The following is a 13,968-nucleotide window of genomic DNA, read 5'->3' as shown; positions in this document are numbered from 1 at the left end:
ATTTAATTAGTAAAACAAAAATTGCCGTTCTTTGGAAATAGCCCCAACCTAGCCGGTTTCTACAGATGTCCCCACATTAACCACTTATGACCAAACAACAAATTCTAAAATACCTGGCTATACTACTAGTAGGAAGCAGTATTTCTTTATTTATCTTCTTTTCTATAAACACTAGATATCTCCTTCGGAATAAAGCGACGATAGATAATGCGGTTAATAAATCTACAATAAAGTTAGAAGATGAACTCAACAAGATAAATCTAGTTGTTGAATCAATGGCCTTTTTTTACGAAAACAAAAATTTCATCCCGCAACATCTATTTGAGCGTTTTACCGATCCTTTTTTAAAAGAGCTTAAAGGCATAAAAGTACTTGCTTGGGCACCAAAAATCGAAGACTCGCAAAAAAATAAGTTTGAAAAAATTACTTCAATTAAAGAGGCTAATTCTCAAAATAATCTGGTTCCTTCCAAAAAAAGAGATCTCTATTATCCAATAAGGGTTCTAAATCCGTTAGAGCCTTTTAAAACAATAATAGGATACAACCTTTACTCCAATAATATTAAAAGAGATGTAATTCTCCAGTCCATCAAAACTAACAAACCGGCCATTACAGGACCAATAACATTGCTCGCAGCCAATAATTATGCAACGGGTATTCTTGCAATAAAGTCAGTAAGTGATTTAAAATCCACAGAGAGTAAAGGAATTGTTGTGGGAGTCTATCGTATGGATCAGCTTATTTCGGAAACCCTAAAATCAGAAGTTAAGGTCTTTGACATTTGCATTCATGATTCCACTGATGATGCGCTTCTATTTTCAAATGTTGATGAAAGTAAGATAAACGATAAAAAATTCTACAAAACAGCTATTGAAAAGACCATTAATGCGGTAGATAGGAAATGGGATGTTCATTTTGTTCCCAAAACCGAGTATTTATCCTTTCCCCATATTTTTGAATCTTATGTAGTACTCATTTTAGGTTTTGCCACAACATGTTTACTAATCTTGCTTGCTCGCAGAAGAGATAACCATAATGATCGCCTTGAAGCTCGTGTTCTATTGCGAACTGCGGAACTTGAGGAATCAAACAAACAGAAAGAAAATTTACTTAGGGAAATTCATCATAGGGTAAAAAACAACCTCCAGATAACTTCTAGCCTAATTAATATGCAGAAGCGGAAGTTGGTCAGCAAAGAAGCTATTACCGCCCTACAGGACAGTCAGGCAAGAATATCGGCCATTGCCCTTACACATCAAAAAATTTATCAAGATAAAGATTCAAAAGCGGTAAACCTTCACGAATACCTGAAGGATTTAATGGAGTATCAAAATAAAATATCTCCAACATTTAGTTATAAAATTAATTGCCCAGAAATTTCTATAGACCTTGATCGCGCGGTACCGCTTGCCCTTATTATTTCAGAATTGGTTACTAATGCCGTAAAGCATGCTTATCCGGACACCACCAAATACAATGAGCTTAGTATAGACGTTGATGTGCTGGACGATGGAATGGCCGCATTCTCAATTAAAGATAATGGAAAAGGACTACCTGAAGGTTTTGCGATTGAAAACGCAGAAGGTATAGGTTTTGATATTATAAAGGCTCTATGTAGACAAATTTCAGCTGAATTAACTTATAATTCAACCGATAGCGGAACCCATTTTACCGTAACTTTCGACAATAAAGTATAACTTACATCTTCCGGCAGTGGCCTGTAAACTTCAATATACAAAAGATATGGTACATAAAATACTGATTGGTTTTATCGCTTTCTTACATCTTTACTTTCTCTATTTTGAAATGTTTGCATGGACTACCAAAGGCCCTAAGATATTCCGCAAGTTCCCGAGGGAACTTTTTGAACCTACCAAGCCAATGGCCGCAAACCAAGGGGTGTATAATGGTTTTCTTGCAGCAGGTCTTATTTGGTCACTCTTTATAACTGATGTTGTATGGCAAACCAACGTATCCCTTTTCTTTCTTGGTTGTGTTTCAATAGCAGGCCTGTACGGTGCCTTTTCCGTTGAAAAGAAAATATTCTACATACAGACAATGCCCGCATTAATTACTATTGCTCTTATTTTATTTAGCTAACTACTTTTACCAAGAATACACCAACATTAAAGAAACCATTGCACATTAATGCATCTAGAAAAACCTGTTTTTTCTGGTCTAGAAAAAGTATCTTTATAAAAAATATAACAATACGTACTAAAAAAGTTATAAAATGTCAAAAGTAGCATCGCAATTCGGTATTGATAAAGCCTTAAGAGATTTAGGAATTCAAGATATAAATAACGGAACATCAACAGGGTCTTTAAATTTTGGTTCTGGTGAAATTATTTCGTCGTACTCGCCTGTAGACGGAGAGTTAATTGCAAAAGTAAAAGCTACTACCAAAGAAGATTATGAAAAGGTAATGCAGGCAGCAACGATTGCATTTAAAACTTGGCGAACCAAACCTGCACCTCTACGTGGTGAGATTGTACGCCAATTTGGAGAAAAATTACGAGAGAAAAAAGAAGCCTTGGGTAAACTGGTTTCCTATGAAATGGGAAAAAGTTACCAAGAAGGCTTGGGCGAGGTTCAGGAAATGATAGACATCTGCGATTTTGCAGTAGGCCTATCAAGACAGTTGCACGGTCTTACCATGCATTCAGAAAGACCTGGTCACCGTATGTACGAGCAATACCATTCCTTAGGAGTAGTTGGTATTATATCTGCTTTTAACTTTCCTGTAGCCGTTTGGGCATGGAATACTGCTCTAGCTTGGATTTGTGGCGACGTGTGTGTTTGGAAACCATCTGAAAAAACACCGCTTTGTGGAGTTGCTTGCCAAAACATTGCTGCCGAAGTCTTTAAAGCCAATGATTTACCAGAAGGTATTTCTTGTTTGATCAATGGCGATTACAAAATTGGTGAAATAATGACTTCTGATAGTCGTATTCCTTTGATATCCGCGACCGGATCTACACGTATGGGAAAAAATGTGGCGCAGACCGTAGCTGCTAGGCTAGGTAAGTCTTTATTGGAACTTGGTGGCAATAACGCCATTATTGTGACTCCAGATGCAGATATAAAAATGACGGTTATAGGCGCTGTATTTGGTGCTGTTGGTACAGCAGGGCAACGTTGTACTTCTACCCGAAGGGTAATTATTCACGATAGCATTTATGACAAAGTCAAAACAGCCATAGTGGAGGCGTACAAACAACTTAGAATTGGTAATCCTTTAGATGAAAACAATCATGTAGGTCCTTTAATAGATGTTGATGCCGTAGCTTCCTATAACACTGCACTCACTAAAGTTGTAGATGAAGGCGGAAAAATAATTATAGAAGGAGGCGTTCTAAAAGGTGAAGGTTATGAGAGTGGTTGCTACGTAAAACCTGCTATAGCAGAAGCTAAGGCCGATTTTAAAATCGTACAACATGAAACTTTTGCACCTGTCCTCTATCTTTTAAAGTATTCAGGAACTATTGAAAATGCAATTGAAGCACAAAATGGTGTGGCACAAGGGCTATCTTCAGCCATTATGACCAACAACCTTAGGGAAGCGGAACATTTTCTATCCGTTGCAGGAAGTGATTGTGGAATTGCCAATGTAAATATAGGAACATCGGGAGCAGAAATTGGCGGAGCTTTTGGCGGTGAAAAAGATACCGGTGGCGGTCGTGAATCCGGTTCAGATGCATGGAAAGTATATATGCGCAGACAGACTAATACCATAAATTACACAACAGAGCTTCCTTTGGCTCAAGGCATAAAATTTGACTTATAAGATTTAAGTTATTTTCAAATTTGAAAACCCGCCTTTAATCATTTGTCCTTCCCCCGAATAGACAAACGAAAAATTAGCGGGTTTTTAAAACACTAACTCAAATAACTATTTAAAGAACGTTTTAGTTTTACTTCTATAACTAAGATTAATTATTATGGTCTCTTCCTATTGGTTCTGTCTCATTTACCTTCCAACTTCCTTGAAGTAGCGTCTGCATGCCCAAGACAATAAACATGCAAAAAAAGGTAACTACCTTTACTATTTCAGCTTTCATAACCTGGGTCTTTTAGTCTTCTTTATTTCGTTTTATAAATGTATCCATCTTCGGTTAGGACAAAAAACGATTATGTGTAAGCCCATGGTATTTTCACATAACTAGTTCGTTTTTATGTATAATCGGCATTACTGCAAAATATTTTTTTTTGCATTAAGAGCTAAATATCAACCCAATAGACTTCTTTTAAGAATTACATTCAATTTCTCTCTCCAACAAACTAACCCTCTCATTACAAGTACTATACAAATTTACTTTATAAGCTCCAGAAAATTGGTATACCCTATTAACACAACTTTAATACAATTTGAACGTTTAATCCTAAAATTATAATTGTAGTACTTTACCTATTAATTTAGTAGATTTAGTACGAGTTATGATTTTTTTAATACATTGTAGTCTAAACACTTAACCCATTAACAATGAAAAACACCACCCTTTACCTACTTGGTATTATCATTACCATTGTAGTAGGCACCTATTTTTATTTTTCTTGTTGTAGTTATTGCGGAGCGGCAGTAACACAAAAAGAAGAGCCTAAAGAACAAGTTGCTCCGGCACCGGTTGCACCAAAAATCACATCCTACCCCTTTGCTTTGGGTGATGGTGATTTTGCTTATTCCACAGAAGACAATTTTAACTTCAACATGTCTTCGTCTGATTATCTGGAACCTGTTTCAGAAAACGTTAGAAACGGAATATTACCTGGTCTAAAAGATCATTTGACCAGCAACGAAAACAAGGTTTTTAACATCACCGGATATTATACCAGTGATGAAGAAAACAATTCAGCCTTTCCTAACTTAGGTCTTGCCCGAGCAAATTCGGTAAAGAACTATTTTGTTTCACAGGAAATTCCATCTTCGCAAATTAATACTAGCGGAAAATTGGTTGATGACATGGTTGCGGACAAAAATATATACCGTGGCCCAGTAGGCTATGCTATTGAAGAAGCTTCTGCCGATGCTGAAGACCAATTAAAGGCCCTTTACGACAAAATTACTGGGGACCCTTTAATTCTATACTTCGATACTGCCGAAGCCTCTATAAACCCTTCTGCAGCTCAACGTCAGAAAATAGCGGACATCACACATTATCTTGATAAAGTGGAAAAGGCAAAATGCCAGGTAATAGGTTATACCGATAGTCAAGGTAGCCGAAAAACCAACATGAGACTGGGACAAGAAAGAGCCGATTTTGCAAAAGCTTATTTAATGCAGAACGGTATTGCAGATCAAAAAATTAAAACAGACTCTAAAGGACCCAAAGACCCAATTGCCAGTAATGCTACTGATGAAGGTAGGGCCAAGAATAGAAGAACCGTAATTACAATAAAATAATCAACAAACTAAAATTGAATTAAAATGGAATCAGGAAATATAAATATTTGGTGCTGGCTAATCCCTCTTCTTGTAGGTGTAATTTGTGGCATTCTAGGTTATCTAATTGGTAAAGGTAATACCAAGGTAATAGACAACTCGGAAGATCTAAAACGCTGCCATGACAAGAATGCGAAATTAAAGGCAGACCTAGAAGCGTGCAACCGAAAGTTACTGACAATGCCTGAAGCACCAAGTGTATCATCCTCATTGGGAGCAACGGCGGCAGCAGTGGCGGCACCTATTGCCATGGCTCCCGAGCCTGTTACTATTCCTTTTGATGCTGCAGCTGCAAAAGCGGCCATTGGAAAAACCGTAAAAGAAAATGATTTAAAGGTTGTTGAAGGTATAGGTCCTAAAATTGAAGGCCTCTTTCAAGCAGCAGGTGTTAAAACTTGGAAAGCTCTATCAGAAACCTCTGTAGCCAAATGCCAAGAGGTTCTTAAAGGCGGAGGTGACCGTTATAAAATTCACGACCCTGCATCGTGGCCTATGCAGTCAAAAATGTGCTACGAAGGTAAATGGGCCGAACTTGCCAAATGGCAAGATGAACATGACCACGGAAAGTTATAATTTCAACTTTTGCTATTCCTACAAACCCTCCCTCAACGGAGGGTTTTTTTATGGCTATATGTTATTCATCGACTAAATAGAACATCTTATATTTTTCACAACACAGTTGGGTAAGTTCACAACAATAATTTAGATGAACAATAAAACGACCGTAAGTTTACAGTGTAATTAAGTGATAGTCTTGACCCCAAATCTACTCTTGAACTTAACCGAAACAAGTAACGAATCCCAAGTCCGCTACTTGACCTATAAAAAAAGAATTTACCTACTTAAGCAAAAAAAATCCGGTTCATAAATGAACCGGATTTTTTTAATTTTATCAAATGCCATAAAAGCATTTTAGCTTACACCATGCCGTTGGCATCTACCCATTTAAATTTATACTGATCTTCTGGAAATTTCATTCGCTCAGAAATACGCTCTAATCTGGCCGGAAGCTTAATTAGATAATCACGCGCCTTCTCTGCTTCATCAGAAAGACTTCTTACGTTGTCCAATTCCCAATATGCGTTTAGTTTTCTAAGAATTTCTACATAGTCTTGTGCCGTATAAACACCTAAGCGTTGTGCACAGTTAGAAAAGTTCTCAAAAGCAGTACCTATAGTTCCTCCAGACTCTCTTAAAAAGTGTGCCGGCATAACAATTTTTTTCTTCATCATATCTGCAAAGGCCAACATCATCCCAGATGGGTCTTCACCAAAAATTGTTTTCACGAATTCTCTATATGCCAAGTGGTGACGCATTTCATCACCAGCAATAATTGTACACATTTTACCCAATAAAACATTTCCTTTCTTTTTTGCCATTTGGCCTACTCTCTTATGAGAAATATTGGTAGCCAACTCTTGAAAAGAAGTGTATACGAAGTTTTTATAAGGATCTCTATCTGTACCAATATCAAAACCATCTGATATTAAGTGCTGAGTAGTAATTTCTATTTCACGCATATTTACCCTTCCGGACAAATACAGATATTTATTAAGTACATCTCCATGACGATTTTCCTCTGCAGTCCATGCTCTAACCCATTTAGACCACCCGTTTGTCTTGTTAGGTCCGTGTTGGTCAATTCCCTCAACGTCCATAAGCCAAGATTCGTAAGTTGGCAAAGCTTCTTCTGTAATGGTATCCGCTACCATGGTTACCCAAAAATCGTAACCTAATTCTTTTGCTTCTCCCCTAAGTTCTTTTACCGCTTCTAAAAAACCATCACTTTCTGAATCAGGTAAAAAATCAGTCGGTTGCCAGATGTCCTCTGGTTTAATTAAAAAAGAATCCATAAATCCATCCACCTGCGGCTCAATAGCCTGCATTACCTCTAATCTTATGTTCTTTTGGGACATATTCCTGTTTTTTGTAAAGATCGTTAATTATCTAGTGAAAATATAAAAATAAAACGGCTTTTTTCAATTTCTACCGGGTTCGTTTGGATACAATGTATCTACCGGGTCACTCTGCCAAACCTTCTTTGTATCAACGTCTAACATAGAAAGTGGCCCTTTAAATGCTGCTCCTGTATCTACATTCCATACATTAGCAGCTTGCTTAGGTACAGCAATGCCTGTTTTAGAAATAGGCGTATGGCCAATAAAAATCTCCTTGTAATGTGTTAATCGCTTTGGGTAATGTGCATCATTTATTTTTAGGTCTGGATTTAAAGACCTTGCCAATTCCCACAATGTGCGGTCCCAGTAAAAAGTTTGCTTAAAATATTCATGCTCAACACCCTTTAAATTAGTGAACCCAGCATGTAAAAACAATCTTTTCTCCGTATCTAAATAGTAGTTTTCAAGACTTTCATAAAAATGGATATGGTTCTCTTTTGTCTTCTTGTCTGCCTCCTTATAAGAAGCCAACGTAGCACCACCACCATGTTGCAACCAAAGCGGATTATCTTTACCGTCTCGCAACCATTCTAAGCAAAGCTCATCATGATTACCTCTAATAAACCTACAATTATGATTACTTTTTAAATCAATCAGGAAATCAACGGTTTCCACTGCTTGGCTCCAGCCGTCTACATAATCGCCTAAAAAAATAAGCTGGTCTTCTGTGGTTACTTGTCCTCTTTCAAGTACCTGTTTCAATCCCTCTAAACCAGAATGAATATCACCTATTACCAATGTTCTCATTGTGCAAAAATCGCAATTATCCCAAGGATAGCAATGATAAAAAGCACCAAAAAGAATATTTTCCAAAAAGAATACGGTCTTGTACCGCTTAATTCACCTGTTTGTCCATTAATATAGAAGTTGTAATCTTTATTATTATATCGATAGGAACTAATATATACAGGAAGCAAAATATGCTTAAAAGTTTCATCTGCTAGTTTTATATCTGCCTGAGAAATTCGTTGGGTATCTCCGCCAATATCTTTACGGATCCAACCATTGGCTATCTGTTTGGCTTTTTGAAACGATGAATGATGCCCCTCTTTTAGGGAAACGGTATATTTTTCGGTTACAAAGCCCGATAAATATTTTGAGTTGAAAGGAACCAACTCCTTTACATTCCAAAAAGCAATCTTAGCGGGAATATCTCTCCGCTTCTTTTCGGATGCATTGATAAGAATATCATCTACAAAACCATTTACGGCACCCGATACAGATGACCACCGTGTTTTTCTCACTTGCCGCGTCTGTGTACCGTTTTTTGTACGCACCCGCTCTGTTTCATAATAATAGTCGCCTCTTTGTCCTTTATACTGCGCATTTAAATTAGCATCAAAGGTCCAATAAGGCAAGTATAATCCATGTAAACCCTCGGGGTCAAGAGCAGCCCGTTTGAGCTTATTAGGCGCAAACCAAATTCCGCCTACCCATGTTTTGAAAGTGGCTTTGGCTTTTTGCGCATCTATTTGAAATGGAACGAGTGCCCCGGGTACAATCCACCCCTCTCTTTCAACATCTGCAAGAATTAAGGGCTCACTACAATAAATACAATCCAGCGATTTATAATTTTCTCCCACGTGCTGGTTCGCACCACAATTCTTGCAATGCAGAATGTCAATTGTTTCCGTATATGCATTCTCGCCTACCACTTTAAGATAGTGCTGAAGCTCCAGCTCCTCAAAACTACTTTTGGCCTGTTCTATAAATTCTTCGTAACCGCAATATTCACATTTAAGTTGATGTGAACCTGGTTTGAATTTTAACTCGGCACCACAATTGGCACATGCCTTTTTATGTTCAGATTGTTTTGTTTCTTCTTCCATTAATCAACGTATCTCAATTTCTACACAAAGTGTATTCATCACGAGACAAAAACGGTTTAGATATTAGATTGGTAATGGTGGTGGTGTATTTCCTCCTAAAAAGGATTTCAATTCTTCGACCTCTTTTAAGGCTATCCAATTTTGTATTCCTTGTTTCCAAACTAAAGAGTCCTTGTTAATGGTCCTACTGGCAAAAAGCTCTTTTAATTTATCAAAAGGAACCGGTCCTTTCTGTTTACCGTTTGCAGCATAGTAATATTGCACTTGAACAGGCATTGGTGGTGGCCCGCCAGCTGATGGTGCTTGACCTCCAAAAGGTTGTTGACCAGCTTGGGGATTCATCATACTGCCCATTTGTTGTGCAAGCACAAAACCCATGCCCATACCCATTCCGGCGCCAGCAGTACCACCTTCATTTTTTGCAGCAGCTTCCATTGCTTTGGCCGCTTTAAATTGAGAAAGTTTTACCATATCCAACTTATCTAGCCTACTATATTCAAAAATCTCTTTTTTTAGTTCTTCAGGCATTGACACATTTTCAATATAGAAGCGCTCTAGCTCTATACCTACTCTTCCAAATTCTGGTTGCATCACCTCTGTGCAAGTTTCTGAAAGTTCACTTGTATTTGCTGCATACAGTTCAATAGGGAGGTTTGCCTCGCCAACAGTATCCGTAAAACGCGTAACTATTAAACTTTTAAGATGTTCGTTTACTTCATAATTGGTAAAATTACCATCAGTACCCACTACATCAACAACAAATTTGCCCGGGTCATTTATTCTAAAACTATACGTACCAAAAGCACGTATCTCCACTAATCCAAAACGCTCATCACTTAACATCACAGGATTTTTAGTTCCCCACTTTTCATCGGTAAACAAATGGGTGTTCACAAAATAGACCTCAGCCTTGAACGGACTATCAAAGCCATATTTCCATCCCTTTAGCGTAGTAAGAATAGGAAGGTTCTGCGTATTGAGTGTATAGGTACCTGCCTTAAAAACATCTGCTAGTTGACCTTCATTAATAAAAACCGCAGTTTGCCCTTCTCGCACTATTAGCTTCGCATTATTCTTAATTTCATTTTGATACCGTTCAAAACGATGCACAATAGTTCCATTGGTATTGTCCAGCCATTCAATAATGTCAATAAACTCATGACTCAGCTTCTTTTTTATTTCGTTGAATAGATCCATTTCTAAGGGCGTTTAAATTTTTTAATAAGGTAGTGGATTTCTAGAAAATGGGCAAAGAAGGGAATAGGCAATTTTTCACATATAGTATGCAAATAAAAATACCAATTCAAAATTGTACAATAGCCTTACATTTCCATTTTAAACATCGCACCACTCTTGTCAAGAGTAGATAATGTGATACTAAATTTGCATCCTAACAATATATTTGTGCAATTTTTTGTAATTAATGCATTTTTTTGCAAAAAAATTGCATTAATCATAAGATTTTAATTACGTTTATACACTCTAAAACTTTAACAACATTTAACAACTAAACCTCTCTCAACATGAAAGACAAAGAACAAGCCTCGCTGCCTATAGCTAAAATATTGGCGGGTAGGTTAACAAAAATCTTTACTACAACACTCTGTTTTTTAATTTTTATAAGTACGGAAGTGCGGGCAAACGAAAATAACATTCCACTTCAACAACCAACCATTTCAGGAACTATTTATGATGACCTAGGAGCGCCGTTACCCGGTGCCAGTATTGTTTTAAAAGGAACTACTGTAGGTACAACCTCGGATTTTGATGGGAAATTTGAGTTAAATATATCAGGCAATAACACTATTTTAGTAATCTCCTATATTGGTTATAAAACCCAAGAAATTAATGCTACTAATAAAACTTCTATTGAGGCGACAATGGAAACAGATGCCGCCGCTCTGGATGAAATTGTAGTAGTTGGTTATAGTAGCCAAAAAAGAGCTACTGTTACCGGAGCCATAAGCACTCTTAAAGGCGGAGACATAGCTCAGGTTCCTGCAGCAAACATCTCACAATCACTGGCCGGTAGAATGGCCGGGGTTAGTATGCGCCCTAATGGCGGAACCCCAGGTAATGACAATCCAGATATTCATATTAGGGGTATTGTTACCACCGGTAACAATAAGCCTTTAATTGTTGTAGATGGTATTAGACGGGATAATATTAGCCAAGTTGACCCAAGTGTTATTGAAACCATAACCGTTTTGAAAGATGCCGCAGCAGTAGCGCCCTTTGGTATTGGAGGTGCAAACGGTGTAATCTTGATAACCACTAAAAAAGGTAAAGCAGGAAAGCCGGTTGTTAGAATCAATACTTCTTATGCCTTCCAAAAACCCACCTACCTTCCTGAAATGTTGAACGCACAGGATTACATGGCATTACAGAACGAGGGATATTTTAATCTAAATCCCAATGGTGATACCCCTCCAAATGACGCAGATTTAATTGCCAATTATCCTTCTTTACACAAACAAGACCCTTACAGGTATCCCGATGCTAATTTTCCTGAAGTATTCAAGAAAAATTCTGGAATACAAATTACCAATGCAGAAATTAGCGGTGGAGGCGAAAATGTTAGATATCATGCTGGTATTGGTTATTATGACCAAGGCGGTATTTTTGAGCCTTTAGGATACAAAAGATATTCATACAATCTTAATATAGACGCCAACCTTAGTGCCAACACCAAAGTAGGTATGTCTCTACTTGGAACAATTGAAAATACAGACGGTATTGATGCCGACGAATCACCAACCCATTTAATGCGAAGTTTTTACAAATTTGTCCCTACCCAAACTTTGCTTTATCCCGAAGGCGATAAATGGGGCGAGTCATCTGCAAATACACCATTAGGGGTACTAAGGTCCGATGGATATAATAGAGAAGAAGACAATACATTGCTTAGCTCTGTATATTTAGAACAACAACTTCCTTTTATAGAAGGCCTTAGTGTAAAGGGCGTATTCAGTTTTGATAACTCCCAAGGAAACGATAAACTTTGGCATGTTCCCTACAAATATTACAACATAGACCTCTCTCAACAGCCTTACACTTATACAGAAGCCATTTCATTACAAGAAGGCAATGGTGCTCCATATACTTGGCTTCAACTAAAAAATGAGCGATCAAAAAAATTCACTTATCAAGGGTATATTAATTATAACCGAACCGTGGGTGACCATGCAATCTCCGCATTGTTTGTAGCAGAAGCACGAGAAACCAAAGATGATTACTTCAATACCAGAAGGAATAATTTTGCTATTGCCATAGACGAGTTGAGTTTAGGAAGTTCTGATAAACTAGATTATGATAATGCCGGCTCTTCCAGTACAGCTTCAGAACTTGGTTATGTATACCGAGTAGGATACACTTATAAAGACAAGTATATTTTTGAGGCTTCAGGTAGGTATGATGGACACTACTCTTTTGCTCCAGGAAACAGATGGGGTTATTTTCCTGCATTTTCTGGTGCATGGCGTATTTCTGAAGAAAAATTCATGCAAAATGTTACAAGCGTAAACAACCTAAAATTAAGAGGTTCATGGGGTAAATCTGGTAACCTACCCTACATAGACGGAAATCTAGCTGCATTTCAATACTTAGCTGGATATGATTTACGAGGTAATGCTTATGCCTATGGTAATGGCGTTTTGGTTCAAGGTTCCAAAATTGAAAATGAACCAAATCCTAATATAACCTGGGAAATTTCTACAAAATTAGATATAGGTTTTGACCTTTCCATGTATAATGGATTACTAAACGTAGAATTTGATTACTTCCATGAAGACCGAACAGGTATGCTTTTAACGCCTCAAGTAACTTTACCAGTTGAGTATGGCCTCTCCCTGTCTCAAGAAAACAAAGGAGAAATGAACAATGATGGTTTTGAATTTAGTGTAGGGACGCAAAAACAATGGGATAGCGGTTTGCAATTGTCCGTAAACGCTAATATGAGTTATTCTGAAAACAATATGATCGAAGTTTTCCAAAGTGATGCAGAACGTGATAATCCTAATAGAACCAGAGTTGGAAGACCTTTTGGAACTCCATATGGTTATCAATCATTAGGATTGTTCTCTACTGCAGATGACATTAATAATGACGGTATTATTAATGCTACGGACGGGTATAACGTTGAACAATTTGGAGATTTGCACCCTGGAGACGTTAAGTATGCAGATTTGAGTGGCCCAGATGGTGTTCCTGATGGAATAATAGATGCCAATGATCAAACCGTAATAGGCAAGCCTGTATATCCTTCCACTACCTACGGACTTAATACAGCCGTTAACTACAAAGGATTTGATTTATCTCTATTTTTTCAAGGTACAGCTAGCTCAGATATAAATATTCAGACTTTTCTAACCTCCCCGTTTGCAAATAATGGTAGTAATACTTCGTATGAATATTATAATAATAGGTGGACACCGGACAACCAAGGAGCGAAATATCCAAGAGCAACTCCATCTCCCTATTCCAACAACACTCAGAGTTCTGATTTTTGGATGGTAGACACCAGTTATCTTCGTTTAAAGACTGCGTCTCTTGGATATACCCTACCTCAGAGCGTAACTGAAAAACTTAATGTTTCTTCTATTGGTTTTACGCTTACCGGACAAAATCTTTTGACGATTAGCAAACTAGACTTTATAGATCCTGAACTGGGGTATGATGCTCGCGAAAATTCCTATCCGATAATGCAATCATTATCCTTTGGAATGAATGTTTCTTTTTAATT

Annotated in this window: 11 protein-coding genes; 6 read left to right on the top strand and 5 right to left on the bottom strand. The window is 37.5% G+C overall.

Features of this window, described 5'->3' with window-relative positions; translation table 11 throughout:
• The first annotated feature begins 86 nt into the window (after window positions 1-86).
• The 3 genes from IWB64_RS07075 (at window position 87) to amaB (ending at window position 3,787) form a co-directional block, all read left to right on the top strand.
• Window positions 87-1,697, top strand: a complete 1,611-nt coding sequence (locus IWB64_RS07075; protein ID WP_194533338.1) for a CHASE domain-containing protein — start codon at window positions 87-89, stop codon at window positions 1,695-1,697.
• Window positions 1,698-1,743: 46 nt separating this feature from the next.
• Window positions 1,744-2,100: a DUF1304 domain-containing protein gene (locus tag IWB64_RS07070; protein WP_194533337.1), complete on the top strand. Its 357-nt coding sequence runs from the start codon at window positions 1,744-1,746 to the stop codon at window positions 2,098-2,100.
• A 133-nt stretch (window positions 2,101-2,233) separates the two neighbouring features.
• Window positions 2,234-3,787, top strand: a complete 1,554-nt coding sequence (gene amaB, locus IWB64_RS07065) for an L-piperidine-6-carboxylate dehydrogenase (protein WP_194533336.1) — start codon at window positions 2,234-2,236, stop codon at window positions 3,785-3,787.
• Window positions 3,788-3,932: 145 nt separating this feature from the next.
• On the opposite strand, the gene IWB64_RS20530 is transcribed toward amaB, so the two are convergent.
• Window positions 3,933-4,061: a hypothetical protein gene (locus IWB64_RS20530; protein WP_262893339.1), complete on the bottom strand. Its 129-nt coding sequence runs from the start codon at window positions 4,059-4,061 to the stop codon at window positions 3,933-3,935.
• A gap of 422 nt (window positions 4,062-4,483) precedes the next feature.
• Here IWB64_RS20530 and IWB64_RS07060 point away from each other — a divergent pair, with 422 nt between their 5' ends.
• Together IWB64_RS07060 and IWB64_RS07055 are read left to right on the top strand one after the other, a co-directional pair.
• Window positions 4,484-5,401: an OmpA family protein gene (locus tag IWB64_RS07060; protein ID WP_194533335.1), complete on the top strand. Its 918-nt coding sequence runs from the start codon at window positions 4,484-4,486 to the stop codon at window positions 5,399-5,401.
• 24 nt (window positions 5,402-5,425) lie between these two features.
• A complete protein-coding gene (locus tag IWB64_RS07055; protein ID WP_194533334.1) occupies window positions 5,426-6,013 on the top strand; it encodes a hypothetical protein in 588 nt (195 codons plus the stop codon).
• Between the two features lie 344 nt (window positions 6,014-6,357).
• Here IWB64_RS07055 and IWB64_RS07050 read toward each other — a convergent pair whose 3' ends face one another.
• The 4 genes from IWB64_RS07050 to IWB64_RS07035 all read right to left on the bottom strand — a co-directional run bounded on the left by IWB64_RS07050 (window position 6,358) and on the right by IWB64_RS07035 (window position 10,424).
• On the bottom strand, window positions 6,358-7,356 hold the full coding sequence (locus tag IWB64_RS07050; protein WP_155595498.1) for an acyl-ACP desaturase: 999 nt from the start codon (window positions 7,354-7,356) through the stop codon (window positions 6,358-6,360).
• A gap of 63 nt (window positions 7,357-7,419) precedes the next feature.
• Window positions 7,420-8,145, bottom strand: a complete 726-nt coding sequence (locus IWB64_RS07045) for a metallophosphoesterase family protein (RefSeq protein ID WP_194533333.1) — start codon at window positions 8,143-8,145, stop codon at window positions 7,420-7,422.
• Window positions 8,142-9,227, bottom strand: a complete 1,086-nt coding sequence (locus tag IWB64_RS07040; protein ID WP_194533332.1) for a DNA helicase PriA — start codon at window positions 9,225-9,227, stop codon at window positions 8,142-8,144. Before IWB64_RS07040 ends, IWB64_RS07045 begins: the two co-directional genes overlap by 4 nt.
• A gap of 63 nt (window positions 9,228-9,290) precedes the next feature.
• On the bottom strand, window positions 9,291-10,424 hold the full coding sequence (locus tag IWB64_RS07035; protein WP_194533331.1) for an SPFH domain-containing protein: 1,134 nt from the start codon (window positions 10,422-10,424) through the stop codon (window positions 9,291-9,293).
• A gap of 326 nt (window positions 10,425-10,750) precedes the next feature.
• Here IWB64_RS07035 and IWB64_RS07030 point away from each other — a divergent pair, with 326 nt between their 5' ends.
• On the top strand, window positions 10,751-13,966 hold the full coding sequence (locus tag IWB64_RS07030; protein WP_194533330.1) for a SusC/RagA family TonB-linked outer membrane protein: 3,216 nt from the start codon (window positions 10,751-10,753) through the stop codon (window positions 13,964-13,966).
• Window positions 13,967-13,968 lie beyond the last annotated feature (2 nt).

It is taken from the genome of Zobellia nedashkovskayae (assembly GCF_015330125.1).
GTDB lineage: Bacteria > Bacteroidota > Bacteroidia > Flavobacteriales > Flavobacteriaceae > Zobellia > Zobellia nedashkovskayae.
This window is presented reverse-complemented; position numbering and strand designations above follow the sequence as displayed.

Bases quoted from the DNA above. Each gene is read 5' to 3' on its own strand.
- IWB64_RS07075 (WP_194533338.1), top strand. From the start codon at position 87: ATGACCAAACAACAAATTCTAAAATACCTGGCTATACTACTAGTAGGA.
- IWB64_RS07070 (WP_194533337.1), top strand. From the start codon at position 1,744: ATGGTACATAAAATACTGATTGGTTTTATCGCTTTCTTACATCTTTAC.
- amaB (WP_194533336.1), top strand. From the start codon at position 2,234: ATGTCAAAAGTAGCATCGCAATTCGGTATTGATAAAGCCTTAAGAGAT.
- IWB64_RS20530 (WP_262893339.1), bottom strand. From the start codon at position 4,061: ATGAAAGCTGAAATAGTAAAGGTAGTTACCTTTTTTTGCATGTTTATT.
- IWB64_RS07060 (WP_194533335.1), top strand. From the start codon at position 4,484: ATGAAAAACACCACCCTTTACCTACTTGGTATTATCATTACCATTGTA.
- IWB64_RS07055 (WP_194533334.1), top strand. From the start codon at position 5,426: ATGGAATCAGGAAATATAAATATTTGGTGCTGGCTAATCCCTCTTCTT.
- IWB64_RS07050 (WP_155595498.1), bottom strand. From the start codon at position 7,356: ATGTCCCAAAAGAACATAAGATTAGAGGTAATGCAGGCTATTGAGCCG.
- IWB64_RS07045 (WP_194533333.1), bottom strand. From the start codon at position 8,145: ATGAGAACATTGGTAATAGGTGATATTCATTCTGGTTTAGAGGGATTG.
- IWB64_RS07040 (WP_194533332.1), bottom strand. From the start codon at position 9,227: ATGGAAGAAGAAACAAAACAATCTGAACATAAAAAGGCATGTGCCAAT.
- IWB64_RS07035 (WP_194533331.1), bottom strand. From the start codon at position 10,424: ATGGATCTATTCAACGAAATAAAAAAGAAGCTGAGTCATGAGTTTATT.
- IWB64_RS07030 (WP_194533330.1), top strand. From the start codon at position 10,751: ATGAAAGACAAAGAACAAGCCTCGCTGCCTATAGCTAAAATATTGGCG.